This window comes from Novacetimonas cocois, from assembly GCF_003311635.1.
Lineage (GTDB): Bacteria > Pseudomonadota > Alphaproteobacteria > Acetobacterales > Acetobacteraceae > Novacetimonas > Novacetimonas cocois.
The window spans coordinates 102035-120067 of sequence record NZ_QEXL01000012.1 but is presented as its reverse complement, the minus strand read 5'-3'; the positions used below and the strand labels follow the sequence as shown (position 1 = coordinate 120067).

Genomic DNA, 18033 nt, shown 5'->3' with positions numbered 1-18033 from the left:
ATGATCCATCTTGTCGCCGCAGTCATCAATTCACGATAATTCCCAACAGGCCCCAAAAAGCTTCACCAAAAACTTTTATGACTTCTGGGTAATGTCTTTCCAGATGGTCTCTGGTCATACGCCTGCCGGGTTTGTTCCGTTGGCTGACAGGTGATAATGCGTCTGTATATGCGCGGCAGCCGTGAAGGGACGCATCAACCGTGAAGCAGTATCTCCTGCCGTTTGGCATCTATATGGTTGCGGCCTTTTGTGAAATTGGCGGCTGTTTTGCCTTCTGGGCATGGCTGCGGCTGGGACGTTCGGTGGCCTGCCTGCTTCCCGGAATGGCATCGCTGGTGGCCTTTGCCTATCTGCTGACGCGCATTGATACCGATACGGCGGGACAGGCCTATGCCGCCTATGGCGGGATTTACATCCTTGCTTCCCTGACATGGATGCGCGTGGTGGAGGGCTATACCCCGACGCGCTGGGAAATCCTCGGGGCGCTCATCTGTCTGGCCGGGGCCGCCCTGATCCTGTTCCAGCCCCGCAGCGTATAAGGACGTATGCCGATAAAGATCGTAAAATTACAGAAGTTTTTGGTGAAGCTTTTTTCAAAAAGCTTCGAAGAATGCCGCCTTTTTAGATGAAAGGCGGCACCCAGAAACTTCCTGTCATTTTCAGACAGTCCCTGAAATCAGTCCAGCATGATGGGTTTATAGACGGGAGTATAGATGATCCCCTCTATCCATTTGCGGATGTCGTCGGGCCGTTCGACATGGGCCATGTCGTGGTCAAAGATATATTCCGCCAGACGGCAGGCGGACGTGATTTCGACCTCGACAATCTGGTCCTGTGGTGGGAACAGCCGTCCGCGCGCCCGGGTGGCCGTATCGACCTGATCCGACAGCGCATGCGCCGCCTCGATGATGATGTCGTCGGTAATGTGGCGCGGGCACGTGGCATAGGTGGCCAGCCCGAGGCCGGGGAAGATATAAAAATTGTTGGCCTGTCCCGGGTGAAAGGACCGATCCCCGATCTGTACCACCGGGTACTGGATGCCCGCCGCGTACAGGGCCTGTCCCTTTGACCAGGTATAGGCTTGTTCGGCGGAACATTCGGCATTGGGAATCGACAGGGCGAAAATGATGGGACGGCTGTTGATGTCGCTCATGCGCTCGACAACCTCCTGCGTGAAGGCCTCGCCCACGGTCGAGACACCGATCAGGACGGAAGGACGCACCCGTTCGATCACGTCGAGCAGGTCTGTCGAGGCAGCCCCGTCAAGGGCATAGGGCCTCTGCTGTTCCGACAGGTCGGTACGCGATGTGACCAGTAGTCCTTCCCTGTCCATCATCGTGATGCGCGCACGTGCCGCCTCTTCCGACAGGCCCTTGCGCTGCATGGCGTGTACCAGAAGGTCCGCGATCCCCAGACCGGATGAACCGGCGCCAAAGAACAGGATGTTCTGTTCCGACAGCCGCCCGTCAATGATCTGCAGCGCCGTGGTCAGCCCCGCCAGCGTGACCGCCGCCGTCCCCTGGATATCGTCATTGTAGCACAGCACCCGTTCGCGATAGCGGCCGAGGTAACGGATCGCGTCAGTACCCTTCCAGTCCTCGAAATGGATGCAGCATGCGGGAAAGACTTCCTGTACCGCCGCGACGAATTCCTCGACAAAGGCATCCAGCTCCGCCTGCTCCGGCGGTTCGCGCCGCAGCCCGAGATAGAGCGGATCCGCCCTGAGTGCTGCGTTCGTCGTCCCGATATCCAGCTGGATCGGCAGGGTGGTATGCGGCGGCACCGCCCCGCACGCGGTATAAAGCTGGAGCTTGCCGATCGGGATGCCCATGCCGTTGGCCCCGATATCGCCAAGGCCAAGGATACGGCCCCCCGTCGTGACGCAGATGAAGCGGACATTGCGCTCGGGCCAGTTGCGCAGCACGCTGGCGATGCGTCCCTTGTGCTCCAGGCTGATATACATGCCGCGCGGGCGGCGGTACAGGTGGCTGAACGCCTTGCAGACCGCGCCAAGGGTGGGGGCGTAGATGATGGGCACGAACCGCGCGGGGTCGGACATGACGACCTTGTAGAACAGGGTCTCGTTCCGGTCGCCAAGGCCGGAGAGGTAGATATAGCGTTCAAGGTCGTTCGGCTTGGCATCCAGATGCCTGAACACGCGTTCCGCCTGACGTTCCAGCGTCTCGATCTGCGGCGGCAGCAGCCCCTCGAGATCCAGCACCCGTCGTTCCTCCGCGCTGAAGGCGGTTCCCTTGTTGGCGGCGGGATCGTTCAGAAGCGCTGCCCCGCGGGGAATGGAACGTGACGTGGGATGGGTCATGGCGTGCGACTTTCTGCGGACAGGACAAAGGCGACCGGCATCATGGAACGCCGGAGCATGCGCTCATGCAATGAATCAGACCAGTGGCAGTTCGTTCACATTGACGATCCGCCAGCCTTCGCGCAGGTGCTCGATCACGCTGAGCGACAGGTTCTGGATGGAAAAATGCAGCGCCGTATGGGCATGGACATGCAGCGCATGCGCCAGCGCGCCACGGATCGCACCGCCGTGGCTGACGATCACCATGTCCTCTCCGGCATGTTCGCGTGACATGCGGTCCAGTGCTGCGCCCACGCGGGCGCAGACCTGCACCATGCTTTCCCCGCCCGGCGGCTGTTCCGTCGCCCCCACGGACCAGAAGGGATGGGCCGGCACCGCCAGTTTCTGGGGCAGCTGGTCATGCGTGGTGCCGTGCCATTCACCCATGGACTGTTCGGTAAAGGCAGGTTCGATGCGGCTGGCCTGCGTGCCGTAACCGGCCTGCTGGATGGCCTGCGCCGTCTGCTGCGCGCGGCCAAGGGGGGACGTGAACCACAGGGCCGGATGCGGCAGGCGCCGGGCCAGTGCCTCGTACATGGGCCGTTGCGCCACAAGGCTGTCGGGACATAGCGGCACGTCCATCGCGCCATAGAGGTGCCTGCGGGCGTTCTGTTCAACAACGGCATGACGGATCAGCCAGAAACGCGTGACCCCTTTCTGCAACTGGGGCATGTCGAGGAAATTACCGTGATTTTGCGGCATGTCGGCAGGGATGTCCGTATTCGGTGGAAAAAAAGGAAGGCACGTCAGTCCGCCATGCCCCGGCGCGGCATGTAGGTCGGCTGCGGGTCATGGGCGGCGATGACGGACCAGTGGCGCAGGATCAGGCTGATCTTGGCGACGACGCGGCGGACATCGCGGATTTCACGCTCCATCCGGCAGCGGCTGTCCAGCCCGTCATGCGATGGCTCGCCCGAGACAAGGCGCGCACCGGCGGAAATGCGCAACGCCCCGGCAAGCGCATCATCCAGGGCCGGATGTGCAAGTGGCACGGGCTGTCCCACATGACACAGCAGGGCCGCCAGGGCACGTTCCCCCGGGTCGGCGGCAGGCAGGATTTCCGAAAGGTCGGCGTTGAGCCACGCGTAAAGCTGTCGCGCCTGTGGCAGGGGCAGCGGGCGGAAGGTCGCGTCATCCCCCGGCGCGCGGACGAAAAAGGAAAGGATCGTCGCCTGATCGTCCCATGCGTCAGGCAGCGCGGGCCGGCTGAGTGCCACGGGGGGCAGCAGGGACAGGTCGGGGTTGCCGGTAATGGCATCGCGCGCCGCCGACAGGAATTCCCGAAGCCGCTGCGTCACGGTGGCGCGGTCAACCTCTCCCAGTGCCGTCATTTCCGCAAGGGCGGCGTGCCAGCGCAGTACCAGGCCGATGTTATGGCCGGACGGCAGGACATCCGTCGCCGTGTTCTCCGGCCAGGCCTGGCGGTGCGTATACTGTGCAAGGCCGGACGGCAGCCCGTCGGCCGACAGGCGGGCCATGACCGGCGCGGGCACCAGCACCGCCCCGCAGAACGGAGGGCCGGTAAAGAATTTGGAGCCGGTGATCATCACCATCCACCCCCGGTCGAGGTAGTCGCGCACCCGCGCGGGGTCGAGCCGCGTCTGGCAGGCATCGACCACGACATCGACCTGCCCGGCAGGCGCGGTGGCGGCCAGCGCATCCAGCGTGTCCATCCGGGGGGCCAGCAGTCCCGTTTTCGACAGGTCGAGGCGATGCAGCAGCACATGCCGCCCGCGCGCCAGTTCCGCGCGCGTGACACGCAGGCAGTCCGCATCCACCTGTTCGGGGGGGATCTGCTGTCCATCGGCATCGCGCATCGGCAGGTTGATGACCTGCGTGGTGTCGGGAAAACCTTCGATCAGCTGCCCCTTGGGCACGGTATGGCCCAGCGCGGTGTCATTGGCGAAATGACAACCCCGCGCTGCAAGCGGCACGCCACTGCCGGTTTCCTCCGGCGCGATCAGGATGTTGCTGACCGGGCGGCGACCCGGCGCCAGCGCCGCCAGCGCCGCCAGCGCAAGGGTATAGAGTTCGCAGTCCGTGCCGGATGGGGCAAGGATGACCCCTTCATCCCCGCGCAGCCCGAAATACCGGCTGATCTGCTGGCGGATTTCATTGCTCAGCGTCGCGGCCATGTCATTGTCGGTGGCCGACAAGGTGGCGGCGATCAGGCGCAGGCGCGCGGCCTCCGCCCCGGCAAAGCCGCGTTCGGACAGGGATGACGCGGTGGAGGACGCAAAGGTCACGGCCCACGGGCGGGGCCGGTGGGAACATCCGTAATGGTTCAGGCCAGTCGCGGGATTGATGCTCAGCCGTGCATCGCCCCCCAGCGCCATGAGCGTTTCGGTCGGGCCGGTCCAGTGCCACAGGCGTTGCATGCGCGCATGCACGGCCGTGATGTCCGGCGCGTGGGGCGGGGCGGGCTGGAACGGGGACAGCGCCTGCCACGCGGCCTGCAGCGCGGCGGGCGTTGCGACCTGCGGCGCGGCCATGGTCGTCACCCATTGCGGGGTGATGGCCGTCGTGTCGCGCGTGGTATCCAGCCTCAGGAACAGGGCCGCCGTCCGGGCCGCGCACAGTGCCGCCATGACCGGCTGACGGGGTGCGATGTCCAGCAGGTGCGCCAGTTCCAGCGCGTGCCGCAGGTAAAAGGCGGCCAGCAGTTCCCCGTCCTGCAGGCATGGCGCCCCCAGCAGGACATCGCCCCTGTCCGTGACACGGAAGGGATCAAGCAGGTCCGGCGCCAGTCGGACGCGCCGCGCCCCCGCGATGACACGCAGGTCGGGACGTTCAAGGACGCGGATCAGACCTTCGGTAAGCTGGTGGGCAAACACGGGGTTCTCCGTAAAGGGGGGCGCGTCATCGCGTCCCGGCGGTTATGCCGCACGCAGGCACCATGCGCGCGGGGGCGGACCCCGGCCCGGGCAGTACGTCATGCGGTAGGAAAGGCTGGTCCAGATCCCATCCTGCCTGCGCCGCGCTGTGGCGCATGTGCGGCGGCGGAGCCGCGGTGGCATGGATGGAAGGTTCAAGCGGCAGGTGCAGTTCACGACTCATGAGGTGGAGGGATTTTCCATCGGCCGGACCATATTGACCATCCCCCATGACGGGGCAACCCAGCGTCGCGCAATGCACCCGTGCCTGATGGGTGCGTCCTGTTTCCAGCCGCAGCTCCAGCCAGCTTGCGGGGGAACCGTCGGGCATGTGGCCGCGCGCCAGGCAACGCCACGCGGTCCGCGCGGCCTGCCCCTGCGGGTCGGTTTCGATGCGCCATCCCTCGCGTCCCGCCCGGCGCAGCAGGGGGGCGTCGATCACGCCATGCGCGCCGGGGGGATGACCATGCGTGATGGCCCAGTAAACCTTGGTGGCCCGGCCGTTCGCGAAACAGGACTGTGCCGCGACCAGCGCCTGCTTGCGCAGTGCGACCAGCAGGCAGCCCGACGTGTCGCGATCCAGCCGGTGGGCCAGCCACGGCCCGTTGCGGTGGCGCGACATCAGCGCGAACGCATCCTCCACGCTGGGGCCGCCGTCTCGGCCCGGATGCGCGGGCAGGCCGGCGGGCTTGTCGATCACGATGAAATGCCGGTCATAGAACAGGACGGGAAAGGGCAGGGGGGCATGACCGGCGCGCGGGCCTGAAGGCGATGATGCAGGGAAAGGGCGGGGCCTGCGCGTCATTCGTCCTCGGCCGTCTTGCGCATCAGGACCTCGCGGCGGCCGACATGGTTGGCCTCGCTGACAAGGCCTTCCTTTTCCATCTGTTCGATGATCTTGGCCGCGCGGTTATAGCCGATCGACAGGTGGCGCTGGATGAAGGAGGTCGAGGCCTTGCCCTCACGCGCGACAAGCTCCACCGCCTGTCCGAACAGGCTGTCTTCCTCGCCCCCGCCGCCGCCAAACGCGCGGCTGCCTCCGCCATCCTCATCCTGTGCGGAGATGACGTCGTCGTCATAGATCGGCTCGCCCTGTGCGCGCAGGAAGGACACCACGGCTTCCACCTCACTATCATCGACAAAGGGGCCATGAACGCGCGTGATGCGGCCGCCCGCCTGCATGAACAGCATGTCGCCACGCCCGAGCAGCTGCTCCGCGCCCTGTTCGCCCAGGATGGTGCGGCTGTCGAACTTGCTGATGACCTGGAACGAGATGCGCGTGGGAAAGTTCGCCTTGATGGTGCCGGTGATGACATCGACCGACGGACGCTGCGTCGCGATGATGAGGTGGATGCCCGCCGCGCGCGCCTTCTGCGCCAGGCGCTGCAGCAGGGCCTCGATCTCCTTGCCGGCCACGATCATCAGGTCCGCCATCTCGTCCACGACCACGACGATATAGGGCAGCGCGTCGAGGGCGAGCTGCTGCTCCTCGAAGGTCGGCTTGCCCGTTTCGGGGTCGTATCCGGTCTGCACGCGCCGGGTCACGATTTCGCCGCGCGCCCGCGCTTCGGCCACGCGTTCGTTATAGCTGGCGATGTTGCGGACCTGAAGGTGCGCCATGGCGCGGTAACGCCGGTCCATTTCGCGCACGGTCCATTTCAGCGCCGCCACCGCCTTGGCCGGTTCGGTGACCACCGGCGTCATCAGGTGGGGGATGCCCTCATAGATCGAGAGTTCAAGGATCTTGGGGTCGATCAGGATCAGGCGGCACTGGTCCGGCGACAGCCGGTACAGCAGCGACAGGATCATGGCGTTCACGCCCACCGACTTGCCCGATCCGGTGGTGCCCGCGATCATCAGGTGCGGCATGGAGCCGAGGTCGCTATAGACCGGCTCCCCCGCGATATCCTTGCCCAGCGCAAGGTTCAGCCGCCCGCGCCCGTGCATCCATGCGTCATCACGCAGCAGTTCGGAAAAATAGACCGTCTCGCGCCGGGTGTTGGGGACCTCGATCCCGATGACGTTGCGCCCCGGCACCGTGGCGATGCGCACGCTCAGCACCGAAAGCGAACGCGCCACGTCATCGGCCAGCCCGATGACGCGGGCCGACCGGATGCCCGGCGCGGGCTTGAGCTCGAACAGGGTGACGACCGGTCCGGCATGGTACGTGTCGATTTCGCCCTGCACCCCGTATTCCGACAGGATGGTGACAAGGTGCGCCGCGTTCGCCTTCAGCAGTTCCTCGGTCGGGCCTGTCGCGGCGTGGGAGGGCGGGGGATGCAGCAGCGACAGCGGCGGCAGCTGCCACGCATGCGTCTGCGGCGCGTCATAATGTTCGCGGGGCGGCGGTGGCGGCGGTGGCGCGGGCGACTGCGGCGCCACCGTCGCGTCCTCGCGCGCGGCGGGGGCGGGCGTGCCGCGCTGGGCGCCGCCACTGAACAGGCGCGTCAGCAGGGTGGGACGCGCGGGTTCGTTCTCCTGCGCGGGTGGCGGGGCAAAGACTGTCGGACGGGTCGGGCTTTCCTCCTCATGCCACGGCGCAAGGGACTGCCCGTCGGTGGGGTTCATCATCAGCGGCGTGGAAATGTCTTCTTCCATCCCCGGCGGATGCACCCAGTTCGTGCCGATGGAGACCCGTTCGGGCATGGAGGGCGGCAGGCTGGGTGTGGGATCGGATTTTGCCGTGGCCTCGCGCGCGGGGGGCAGCGGTGCCGGCGCTGCTTCGCGCACGCTGAGCGAACGCGCGGTCGCGGGCGGCGGGACGGGCGGCGGCGGGGTCTTGGCTTTCGGCGTGATGTTGAGCGCGGTGGACGCGGGCTGTTCGGCCGCATGAACGGGATAGGCCGGATCGGGCGCGGCCGGAGGGGCTGCGGACGGGGGCGCATAGGCCGCGTGTGATGCGGGTTCGCGAAGGTGCGTCATCGCGTCATCGGCGGACAGCGTGTCGGCAAGCGTGCGGATGCTCCCTTCGCCAGGGACGCTTTCTTCACGCAGGCTGTCCCCACGGGGGCTGACGGGCGCGCTGTCGGCGCTGGCGCGGGTCTGCTGGATGCGTGCCCTTGCCTGATGGGTCAGGGCATGCGTGGCGCGGGCAAGGCGCACGGGCTGGCGTCCGGCCATCCGCAGCACGCGCCCGATCGCCCGCCATTCGGACAGCGACAGCGCCATGGCCAGCGGAACCAGAAGGACCGCAAGGATCAGGCCCAGCAGCCACATCACGATACCGCCCCATGGCCCGATCATGCTGGACCCCGCCTGCAGCGCCATGTGCGCCAGCGACAGCCCGACCGCCCCGCCCGGCCCGGAATCGGCGGGCCAGTGCGGGTTGGGAAAGGATGGCATCATGATCGGCAGGGCCGACAGCAGGGCGGAAAGCACCGGCATCGCCGCCAGCAGGGCCGTCACGCGGATCAGGCCCGATCCCACGCCATTATGGCGGATGATGCGCCATCCCCACGCGATCAGGGCAAGGATGACCAGCGCGCTGGTGACCCCCATGTTCTGCAGCAGGAAGTCCGAGACATAGGCCCCGACCGTGCCCAGCAGGTTCGTGGGTGCCTGCGTGCTGGAGGTATTGGCCGAGGAATCGCGGGGGTCATAGCTCCATAACGCCGCCACCAGCCCCAGCGCCAGCATCCACAGCGCCACCCCGCCCGCTTCGGCAAGACGCCGCAGCAGCCGCGTCCGGGTGGGGCCAGTGGTCAGGGACTCGGGGATGAAACGGCTGGGGATCGCCAAAAATCCGTATCCTGGTTGCATGGCCGTGACATCGCGGCAGGCGGGCCGCCATGGTCAGGCCGTCATGAAAACTCCGGCCAGGAGGGGGCAGGCACGATGCCACGCTTCTCCCGCAGGGCGACTATAACGCGGCGATGGGGGACGAAAGAAGGGCGCTGGTATCTTTTCGGGACGAAATTATTGTCCCGCCCCGTCTTCGTGCCGCCAGATCGACAGCCGCGCCGCGCCATGCGCGCGCTGGGCCAGCAGGCGGTCGGGGGCAACGGGGGGGGCTTCGTCCGCGGCGGTTTCGACGATCACCAGCGCGTCCGGCGCGATCCATCCCCCCCGCCCGAGCGAGGACAGGGCCATCGCCGGCAGGTCGCGGCCATAGGGCGGGTCGAGGAAGATGAGATCCGCGGGCCTTGCCGCGCCGCGCGGGGGCAGGCGCGACATGTTCCACGCGCGGACCTGCGCCATGGGCTGCGCCCCGCATGCGGCGATGTTGTCACGCAGGGCTGCCAGCGCGTTGCGGTCGCTTTCGATGAACAGGGCCGCCGCCGCGCCGCGCGACAGGGCCTCCAGCCCCAGTCCGCCGGTGCCCGCGAATCCGTCGATCACCTGCGCGCCCTCGATCCGGTCGCGCCCGGCCCACGGGGCATGCATCAGCATGTCGAACAGCGCCTGTCGCACCCGGTCGGCGGTGGGGCGCGTCACCCGTCCCGATGGCGCGCGCAGCGTGCGCCCGCGAAAGCGTCCCGCGACGATCCTCATGGTCAGGGACCGTTACGACCGGGCGGCGCGGCGCGGGTTGGCAAGGCCGGGCACCTGTTCGCGCAGGACCTTGCCGGTCACTTCCTCAAGCTCCTCGCGCTCCAGCGTGCCGAGCTGGAACGGGCCGTATGACGTGCGGATCAGGCGGCTGACATGCAGGTTCAGCCCGCGCATGACCTTACGGATCTCGCGGTTCTTGCCCTCGCGCAGGGAAACGGTCAGCCACGCATTGTCGCCCCGGCTGGAATCCAGCGCGGCCTCGATGGGGCCGTAATGCACGCCCTCGAACACGCTGCCCTGCGCAAGGTCGGCCAGCCGGTCTTCGTTCACGACGCCAAAGACACGCACGCGGTACCGCCTGATCCAGCCGTTGCTGGGCAGTTCCAGCCGCCGCGCCAGTTCGCCGTCATTGGTCAGCAGCAGCAGCCCCTCGCTGTTGAGGTCAAGCCGCCCGACGCTGATGACGCGCGGCATTCCTTCGGGCAGGGACGCGAAGACGGTGGGACGGCCGTCGGGGTCGCGGTGGGTGGTCACCAGCCCGTCGGGCTTGTGATACCGCCACAGGCGGGTGCGGTCCGGCGCGGCGACGACCTGATCGTCCACCTGCACGATGTCGCCATCGGTGACGAAGGTGGCGGGATGGCGCACCAGTTCGCCGTTCAGGCGCACCCGTCCTTCCTCGATCATCCGTTCGGCGTCGCGTCGGCTGGCCACGCCGGAACGTCCAAGCCATTTGGCGATGCGGTCGCCATGCTGCGCGGCGGGGGCGGGGGAGGCGTCTTTTGTCATTCTCTATGTCTCGAAGCGTCAGTCAGGGCACGGAACAGGAGGCGGTCGCCTGTCGAGATGCCGAATTCAGGATGCCATTGCACCCCGATGCAGAACGGATGGCCCGGCAGTTCCACCGCCTCGATCACGCCATCGGCGGCGACGGCGCTGACGATGGCGCGGCCGGGGGTGGCGACGGCCTGATGGTGGGCGGAATTGACCGCCATGCGGCTGGCGCGCGTGATGTGGGCCAGCCGCGTGCCGGGGACGATGGTGATTTCATGCCCGGCCTCGTCACGCGGGTTGGGCTGTTCATGGGGCAGGGGGGAGGCGATGGTATCGGGGATATGCTGTATCAGCGTGCCGCCCAGCGCCACGGCCAGCAGCTGTTCCCCGCCGCAGATCCCCAGGATGGGCCGCCCCAGATCCAGCGCCGCGCGCACCAGCGCCAGTTCGGCATCGGTGCGCGTGGCCTTTGTGGTGACGGTGGGATGGGGCGCGCCGCCGTCATAGAGGTCGGGGGAAATGTCGAATGCGCCGCCCGTCACGATCAGGCCGTCGAGTCGCGCCATGACCGCCGCCGCCTGCGCCGCGTCATGCGCCAGCCCGACCGGCAGGCCGCCCGCCGCCGTGACGGCATCCATGTAATTGCAGCGCATCGCATACCACGGAAAGCTGGAATACCCGCCCTGTTCCGGCGGACAGGGCGGTTCGCGATCCAGTGTCACGCCGATCAGGGGAGGAGACGTATCCATTCCGTTTCCCTAGAATAATCCCGCAGGAAAGGAAATGCGCCCACGTCCGGTCAGCGTCGCTTCGTGCGTGTTTTTACTGCTGTGCGACCTGCAGCGGGCCGGGGGACAGATCGCACGTAAGGGAATAGACCACCGACCGGCGGACACTACGCGGGGCATCGGCAATTGCCATTCCCGCGACGATCGCGGCAGTGGTCAGAACCAGCGTAAGCGTATGCATGTCCCTTCTCCCGTCGTCTGAAACAGGCCGCGAAACCGCGGCGCGAAGCCATTGTCCTGTTCCTGGTTACAGAGTGTTTCGAAATATGACACAAAACAGGGGCAGGATGCCAGCGACAGACATCAAATGTCCATGAAAATGGCGGTTTCCTGACATATTTTTGCGTAGGTGTTGTGTTTATGCACGGTAACATGCCTGTTGCCGGACACTGCAAACGCATGCGTGGCTTGAATGGTTGCAGCGGGGGGATATCGTAACGGAATGAATCCTGCCCCCGCACATGGCGTTGCGCCCGATCCGGCATCGGATCCCACGCCCGATCCGGATTTTGCATCGGACCCGATGTCCGTGGCCTTTGCGGAGGCCCGGGCCGCCGCCGCGCGGGGCGAGGTTCCGGTGGGCGCGGTCCTGCTGGGGCCGGATGGCACGATCCTTGCCCGTGCGGGCAACCGGACCGAAGAACTGCGCGATCCCTCCGCCCATGCCGAAATGCTGGTGATGCGCGCGGCCGTGCAGGCGCGTGACGGCGCGCGTCTGTCGGACTGCGCCCTGTACGTGACGCTGGAGCCTTGCCCGATGTGTGCGGCCGCGGCGGTGCATTTTCGCGTGGGGCGCATCCTGTTCGGTGCCTATGACCCCAAGGGCGGCGGGGTGGAACATGGGCCCCGCCTGTTCGCCCGCCGCGACTGCCTTCACCGCCCCGAGACGATCGGCGGCCTGCGGGAGCGGGAGGCGGCGACGATGCTGCGCGGGTTCTTCCGTGACCGCCGCGATGGGTAGGGTGCCCGCGCTTGGGATGCCCGCGCTGCCCGCGCGTGGGGCGGGGTCCCTTCGGGCATGTAATCTAACGTATCTTTCATGCGGTGGTATAAGAGAGGTTGGTTCCCTTGCGCCACAGTGCGGGCAATGGGACTGTAACCCGGTCGGGACGGCCCAGCCCGACGCAAGTGATATCAGACCAAGATCTTCAGGGATGCCATGTCAGACGCATTACAGCCGAAAACCGTTTTTCCTCGCCCGGTGCGCGGGGCACTCCTTGCCACATTGCTTGCCGGCAGCCTGCTGGGCGGAATGGCGGCCGGCGCACCGGGCGCCATGGCGGACGACAGCGGCGTCATCCGGCCCGATACGCAGGTTCAGCAGCTTCCGAACTTCGTCAATCTGGTCAAGCAGGTGAAGCCTGCCGTCGTCTCGATCACGGCCAGGATCCACAATGCCGACACGGGCGAGGAAATGGGCGGCGGCATGCCCGGCGGCTTTCCGTTTCCCTTCCCGTTCCAGATGATGCCGCAGCAGCATCATGACGTGGAAGCGCGCGGCTCGGGCTTCGTCATTTCCCCCGACGGGTATGTCGTGACCAACAATCACGTCGTGAAGGGCGCGACAAAGGTCACGGTGACGCTGGATGACGGCACCAGCCTGCCGGCGAAGATCGTGGGGCGCGATTCCAAGACCGATATCGCGCTGCTGAAGGTCACGCCATCTGGCAAGCTGCGCTTCATCGAACTTGGCGACTCCGACAAGGTGGAGCCCGGTGAATGGGTTGTCGCCGTGGGCAATCCCTATGGCCTGGGGGGCACTGTTACGGCCGGCATCGTCTCCGCCCGGGGGCGCGACATCGGCGATGGCCCGTATGATTCCTTCATCCAGGTCGATGCCCCGATCAATCGTGGCAATTCCGGCGGTCCCCTCTTCACGCAGGACGGCAAGGTCGTGGGCGTGAACACCGCCATCCTGTCGCCGTCGGGCGGGTCGATCGGCATCGGGTTCGCCATCCCCTCCGACACGGTCAAGAACGTCGTCGAACAGCTGGAGAAGACCGGCCACGTGACGCGCGGCTATCTCGGGGTGACGGCGCAGCCGATCACGCCCTCGATGGCCACCGCGCTGGGGCTGAAATCCGTGAACGGCGCCCCGGCGGCCGGCGCGCTGGTCGCCAGCGTCAGCACCGGCAGCCCGGCGGAAAAGGCCGGGATCAAGGCGGGTGACGTCATCACCGACCTGAACGGGCAGAAGATCGACACCCCCCATACGCTGGCGGTCAAGGTGGCCTCCATCGTGCCGGGGACGAAGGTCACGGTCGGCTATCTGCGCAGCAACAAGGCCCAGACCTCTTCCGTGACGATCGCAAGCCTTGGCAAGGGCGGGACCGCGGACGGGACGGTCGGCGACGACCGCAGCGAAGACAAGGGGCCGCGCCTTGGCGTCTCCCTCGCGCCGCTGACGCCTGACGCGCGCCAGCAGCTGGGACTCGATGAAAATGTCCATGGCGTCGTCGTCAGCGACGTGCAGCCCGGTTCCTCGGCCGAGCAGGCGGGCATCCATGCGGGCGACGTGATCCAGGCGGTGGGCAACAAGCCGGTGGAAAATCCCCGCGCCACCGTGTCGGCCATCCGTCAGGCGCTGGAAACCAACCATTCCGTCCTGCTGCGTGTCGTGCGCAACGGACAGAGCATCTTTGTCGCGGTGACGCCCGGCACCGATGATGGCGACAGCAGCAACGACGATGACGACGACCAGTAAGGGGCTGCCTGAAAACAGCCTGCCTGATGAAAGACGATGAAAGTCTTCCGGCATCGCCTTTTTGAAAAGGCGATGCTTTTCCGAAGCTTTTGGAAAACAGCTTCATCGGGAACTTTCATGGTTTCAGTCAGGAAATGACGTCAGCCAGAAAGGGCGGCGGCATTTCACACTGAACGGACCGGGGGCATGTCCCCCGGTTTTTTCATGCCCGTTTCCCCCGCGCGGGTCGCCGCATTCCGCACAAGATGATTGTCGCGGCGATGCTTCTTGCGTATTTGCTGTGCGTCCTGTGAGATTTGCGGAGGGGTTATGACCGGTCCAGTATCATCCGATCCTCATGTGTCCGGCCCTCAGCCGCATGTGCGGGGCGACGCCCTCCTGATTGATGGCAAGGGGTTCGCCAACCGCCTGACGCAGGATATCGCCGAGGACGTGCGCGCGTTCTATGCCCGCCATCAGGTCACGCCCGGCCTTGCGGTCGTGCTGGTCGGCAATGATCCCGCCAGCGAGGTCTATGTCCGCAACAAGGCGCTGCAGACCCATCGCGCGGGCATGCGTTCCTTCATGCACATGCTGCCCGAAACCACGTCGCAGGAGGAACTGCTGGCGCTGATCGCGCGGCTGAATGCCGATCCCGAAATCCATGGCATCCTTGTGCAGCTTCCGTTGCCCGGTGATCTGGACCCGGTGGCGGTGACCAACGCGATCGACCCGCGCAAGGACGTGGACGGGCTGGGCGTGGTCAATGCGGGCCGCCTTGCGCTGGGCCTGTCGGGCATCGTGCCGTGCACGCCGCTGGGCTGCCTGCTGTTGCTGAAGGCCTATGTCGGGGAACTGCGCGGGCTCAATGCCGTGGTGATCGGGGCCTCCAACCTTGTGGGGCGTCCGATGGCGCAGCTCCTGCTCAGGGAAGGCTGCACCGTGACTGTCGCGCATATCGACACCCGCGATCCGCAGGCGCTGGCGCGGCAGGCCGATATCCTTGTCGTGGCGACGGGATGCCGCGGTCTGGTCGGCGCCGACTGGATCAAGCCCGGCGCCACGGTGATCGATGTCGGGATTTCGCGCATCCGCCTGGACAATGGCAAGACGCGGCTGGTCGGTGACGTGGTGTTTGACGAGGCACGGCATGTCGCGGGCCAGATTACCCCCGTGCCGGGCGGCGTGGGGCCGATGACGATCGCCTGCCTGCTGCGCAACACGATGCAGGCGGCGCGTGAGCTTGTCGAAGGTGTGGAGACGCCGTGATGGACATCTCTGTCGAACTGATCCCGCGCGACCGTGAAACGCTGCTGCGCGACGTGGCGGAGGTCCGGGCCTGTTTCCCCCCCGCCGACATGATCAATATTCCCGACCTGCTGCGTTTCCCGCTGCGCAGCTGGGATGCCGCCGAACTGGTGCGGCCACATTTCCCCAAGGTCATTCCGCATATCCGCGCGATCGACATCGCGCCGGGCGCGCCGCTTCCCGGCGCGGACCAGCCGGGGCTGGGGGCCGTTCTGGTGGTGCAGGGCGACCCGCCGTCCGACCTGCGGCACCTGACCTATCCCAACACGACCGAAAGCATCATCCGCCGTTACCGGGCGGAGGCGCCGCACCTGTCGGTCTATGCCGCCTTTGACCCGTACCGGCGCGCGCCCTATGCGGAAATGGAGGCCGTCGCCCGCAAGAAGGATGCCGGGGCGGCGGGTTTCTTTACCCAGCCGATTTTCGACATGCGCATGCTGGAACTGTGCATGAACTGGCTGCATGGGGAAAATGTGTTCTGGGGCATTTCACCGGTGGTCGGGCCGCGTTCGCGCTCGTACTGGGAAACGACCAACCACGTCATTTTCCCCCATGATTTCGAACCCACGCTGGACGCGAACATCAGTTTCGCCCGCCAGATGATGCGCGCGGTCCGGGCGCAGGGGGGGAATGTCTATCTGATGCCCCTGCGGGTGAACCTGGAACGCTACCTTACGCCGCTGTGCGATCCGGGATAGCAGCGGTCCGGGCATATCAGATCCATCCCCGCGCGCGGATCAGGCCAAAGGCCGCGATGGTGACCATGCAAGTGATGCGGCCATCGCGGATCATGGCCTCCATCTCCTCCAGCGGGACCTTGTGGCAGGTGATGTCCTCTTCCGTGTCCTCGCGTTCGGTGGGGCCCTGCGTCAGGCCGGTGGCCAGATAGGCGCGTCCCTTCTGCGTGGTGTAGCCCGCGCCCTGGTACATCAGCCCGGCATCGCGCATGGTTTCGGCGCGAAGGCCGGTTTCCTCGCGAAGTTCGCCGCGCGCCACGTCCTCGGCCGGTGCGTCGGGGCGGTTTTCCCACATGCCCATCGGCAGTTCCCACATCCGCTGCCCGATGGGATAGCGGTACTGACGGATCAGCGTGACGGAACGTCCCTGCGCCTCTTCCCATACCGGCAGGATGACCACGAAGTCCCCGCGTTCGACCACGCCGTACAGCCCCTTGCGGCCGTTGGGGCGGATGATGATGTCCTCACGCACGCGCGTCCACGGGTTTTCGTAGGCAAGGCGGCTGGAAACCGTCACGAAACCGCCTGCGTCGGGGGTGGGGCCGGAAGAACTGTCTGTCATGGCGGGTGTCCGTGCTCCGCTGGTTGGAAAATCAGGGGACAGTATAGCCCTGTCCTGTTTCCATGTCCGGCCTCAAGTATGAGATGCCCGGTATCGCGGCACGCGCCATGCGCACGGGTCATACCCTTGTATTAATGCATGAACCCCTTTTACTGATATCCCGTTATCATTGCCGTCCGTCTCGTTATCCGTGCGGGCTGGATACACGTATTTCTGTTCCCTCCGGAGTTTCGAGCGCATCATGACCATGGCGCAGACGTCCATGACGTCCCCAACACGGCGGATTCTGGCCGTCGTCCTGTTCAATCTGCTGTGTTACATCGATATCGGGTTGCCAATGGCGGTCATTCCCGTCTTTGTCCATCAGGTGCTGGGATACAATACGGTCATCGCGGGTTTTGCGGTGTCGCTGCAGTATCTTGCCACCTTTGTCTCCCGCGCGTCGGCGGGACAGGCGGCGGACCGCCGCGGGGCGAAACCCGCCGTGGTCATCGGGCTGGTGGTCTGCACCCTTTCGGGGATCATGCTGATGACATCGGGCCTGCTGCTTCATTACGCGGCACTTTCGGCGCTGATGCTGATCGGCAGCCGCATCCTGCTGGGCGTGGGCGAAAGCTGGACCGCGACGGGCGCGATCATGTGGAATATCGGGCGCGTTGGCGCGACCCGGACGGCGCAGGTGATTTCATGGAACGGCGTGACCTCGTACGGCGGGATCGCGCTGGGCGCGCCGGTGGGGCAGATGCTTTCCGGGCTGCCGATGCCTTATGGCGGGTTGGTGCTGGTGGGGGCGCTGTCGGCGGTGCTTCCCTTCGTGGGCTTCCTGCTGGCGGTGCAGTACGAGCCGGTGGCCCCCGTCGCGCACAAGGGGCCGCCCACGCCGTTTCGCACGGTGTTCTGGCGCGTGCTGCCGCATGGGCTGGTGCTGGCGTGCGGGTCGGTCGGGTTCGGGACCATTTCCTCGTGCCTTGCGCTGTTTTTCGCGCACCAGAACTGGAACGGCGCTGCAATCGCGCTGGCGGCGTTCGGCATCGTGTTCGTGCTGATCCGCCTTGTGTTCGCGCGCCAGATCGACCGTCGCGGGGGGCTGGTCGTCGCGCTGGTCTCCCTTGTGGTGGAGACGATCGGACTGCTGGTGCTGTGGCGCTGTTCGGGGGTTTTCATGGCCGATATCGGCGCGGCCCTGACGGGGGCGGGATTCTCCCTTGTCTTCCCGGCCCTTGGCGTGCTGGCGGTGGCGCGCGTCGGACCGGAAAACCGGGGTGCCGCGCTGGGGGCGTTCTCGGTGTTCCTGGATATCGCGGTGGGGCTGTCCGGCCCGCTGCTTGGCCTTGTCATCCAGACGATGGGTTATGGCGCGTTGTTTATGGTATCCGCACTGTTTACGCTGGCCGGGGTCGCGACGACCCTCGTGCTGCAACGTCAGGCCCATCGCTGACGCGCGATGTGAAATGATGC

At 66.1% G+C, this 18033-nt stretch carries 16 protein-coding genes; 6 read left to right on the top strand and 10 right to left on the bottom strand.

Translation table 11 applies throughout. The features are described 5' to 3' along the window. The first annotated feature begins 233 nt into the window (after nt 1-233). Entirely contained in the window at nt 234-539 is a 306-nt protein-coding gene (locus tag NJLHNGOC_RS10455) for a YnfA family protein (protein WP_110560696.1), read from the top strand. A 137-nt stretch (nt 540-676) separates the two neighbouring features. Here the strand turns inward: NJLHNGOC_RS10455 and NJLHNGOC_RS10450 are convergent, their stop codons facing one another. The 9 genes from NJLHNGOC_RS10450 to NJLHNGOC_RS15990 all read right to left on the bottom strand — a co-directional run bounded on the left by NJLHNGOC_RS10450 (nt 677) and on the right by NJLHNGOC_RS15990 (nt 11466). Then, the gene (locus NJLHNGOC_RS10450; protein ID WP_113596295.1) at nt 677-2320 is read right to left on the bottom strand and encodes an NAD-dependent malic enzyme; all 1644 of its coding nucleotides are present in this window, start codon (nt 2318-2320) and stop codon (nt 677-679) included. A 75-nt stretch (nt 2321-2395) separates the two neighbouring features. Further along, nucleotides 2396-3061, bottom strand: a complete 666-nt coding sequence (locus tag NJLHNGOC_RS10445) for a histidine phosphatase family protein (protein WP_113596294.1) — start codon at nt 3059-3061, stop codon at nt 2396-2398. A gap of 44 nt (nt 3062-3105) precedes the next feature. After that, nucleotides 3106-5193, bottom strand: coding sequence for a hypothetical protein (locus NJLHNGOC_RS10440; protein ID WP_113596293.1), 2088 nt, complete (start codon nt 5191-5193; stop codon nt 3106-3108). A gap of 25 nt (nt 5194-5218) precedes the next feature. Then, nucleotides 5219-6037: an RluA family pseudouridine synthase gene (locus NJLHNGOC_RS10435; protein WP_113596292.1), complete on the bottom strand. Its 819-nt coding sequence runs from the start codon at nt 6035-6037 to the stop codon at nt 5219-5221. Then, the gene (locus NJLHNGOC_RS10430) at nt 6034-8970 is read right to left on the bottom strand and encodes a DNA translocase FtsK (protein WP_113596291.1); all 2937 of its coding nucleotides are present in this window, start codon (nt 8968-8970) and stop codon (nt 6034-6036) included. Before NJLHNGOC_RS10430 ends, NJLHNGOC_RS10435 begins: the two co-directional genes overlap by 4 nt. A gap of 177 nt (nt 8971-9147) precedes the next feature. Next, nucleotides 9148-9723 (bottom strand): 16S rRNA (guanine(966)-N(2))-methyltransferase RsmD, encoded by a 576-nt coding sequence (gene rsmD, locus NJLHNGOC_RS10425; protein ID WP_113596290.1) that lies wholly within the window; start codon nt 9721-9723, stop codon nt 9148-9150. 12 nt (nt 9724-9735) lie between these two features. After that, the gene (locus NJLHNGOC_RS10420) at nt 9736-10512 is read right to left on the bottom strand and encodes a pseudouridine synthase (protein WP_110560679.1); all 777 of its coding nucleotides are present in this window, start codon (nt 10510-10512) and stop codon (nt 9736-9738) included. After that, on the bottom strand, nt 10509-11246 hold the full coding sequence (locus tag NJLHNGOC_RS10415; protein ID WP_113596289.1) for a gamma-glutamyl-gamma-aminobutyrate hydrolase family protein: 738 nt from the start codon (nt 11244-11246) through the stop codon (nt 10509-10511). Before NJLHNGOC_RS10415 ends, NJLHNGOC_RS10420 begins: the two co-directional genes overlap by 4 nt. Nucleotides 11247-11319: 73 nt before the next feature. Further along, the gene (locus NJLHNGOC_RS15990; protein ID WP_165837915.1) at nt 11320-11466 is read right to left on the bottom strand and encodes a hypothetical protein; all 147 of its coding nucleotides are present in this window, start codon (nt 11464-11466) and stop codon (nt 11320-11322) included. 342 nt (nt 11467-11808) lie between these two features. Between NJLHNGOC_RS15990 and NJLHNGOC_RS10410 the strand changes: the two genes are divergently transcribed. From NJLHNGOC_RS10410 to NJLHNGOC_RS10395, 4 genes are all read left to right on the top strand, one after another. After that, on the top strand, nt 11809-12246 hold the full coding sequence (locus NJLHNGOC_RS10410; RefSeq protein ID WP_113596308.1) for a nucleoside deaminase: 438 nt from the start codon (nt 11809-11811) through the stop codon (nt 12244-12246). Nucleotides 12247-12444: 198 nt separating this feature from the next. Continuing rightward, on the top strand, nt 12445-13989 hold the full coding sequence (locus NJLHNGOC_RS10405) for a Do family serine endopeptidase (RefSeq protein WP_206059765.1): 1545 nt from the start codon (nt 12445-12447) through the stop codon (nt 13987-13989). 309 nt (nt 13990-14298) lie between these two features. Further along, nucleotides 14299-15237, top strand: coding sequence for a bifunctional methylenetetrahydrofolate dehydrogenase/methenyltetrahydrofolate cyclohydrolase FolD (folD, locus tag NJLHNGOC_RS10400; protein WP_113596287.1), 939 nt, complete (start codon nt 14299-14301; stop codon nt 15235-15237). Then, nucleotides 15237-15974 carry a methylenetetrahydrofolate reductase gene (locus tag NJLHNGOC_RS10395; RefSeq protein ID WP_206059768.1) on the top strand — a complete coding sequence of 246 codons (738 nt, stop codon included), beginning with the start codon at nt 15237-15239 and terminating at the stop codon, nt 15972-15974. The genes folD and NJLHNGOC_RS10395 overlap by 1 nt, the downstream gene beginning before the upstream one ends. 16 nt (nt 15975-15990) lie before the next feature. Here NJLHNGOC_RS10395 and NJLHNGOC_RS10390 read toward each other — a convergent pair whose 3' ends face one another. Then, nucleotides 15991-16575, bottom strand: coding sequence for an NUDIX domain-containing protein (locus NJLHNGOC_RS10390; protein WP_113596285.1), 585 nt, complete (start codon nt 16573-16575; stop codon nt 15991-15993). Nucleotides 16576-16816: 241 nt separating this feature from the next. On the opposite strand from NJLHNGOC_RS10390, the gene NJLHNGOC_RS10385 reads away from it, so the two are divergent. Next, nucleotides 16817-18013, top strand: coding sequence for an MFS transporter (locus NJLHNGOC_RS10385; RefSeq protein WP_113596284.1), 1197 nt, complete (start codon nt 16817-16819; stop codon nt 18011-18013). The last annotated feature ends 20 nt before the right edge of the window (nt 18014-18033 follow it).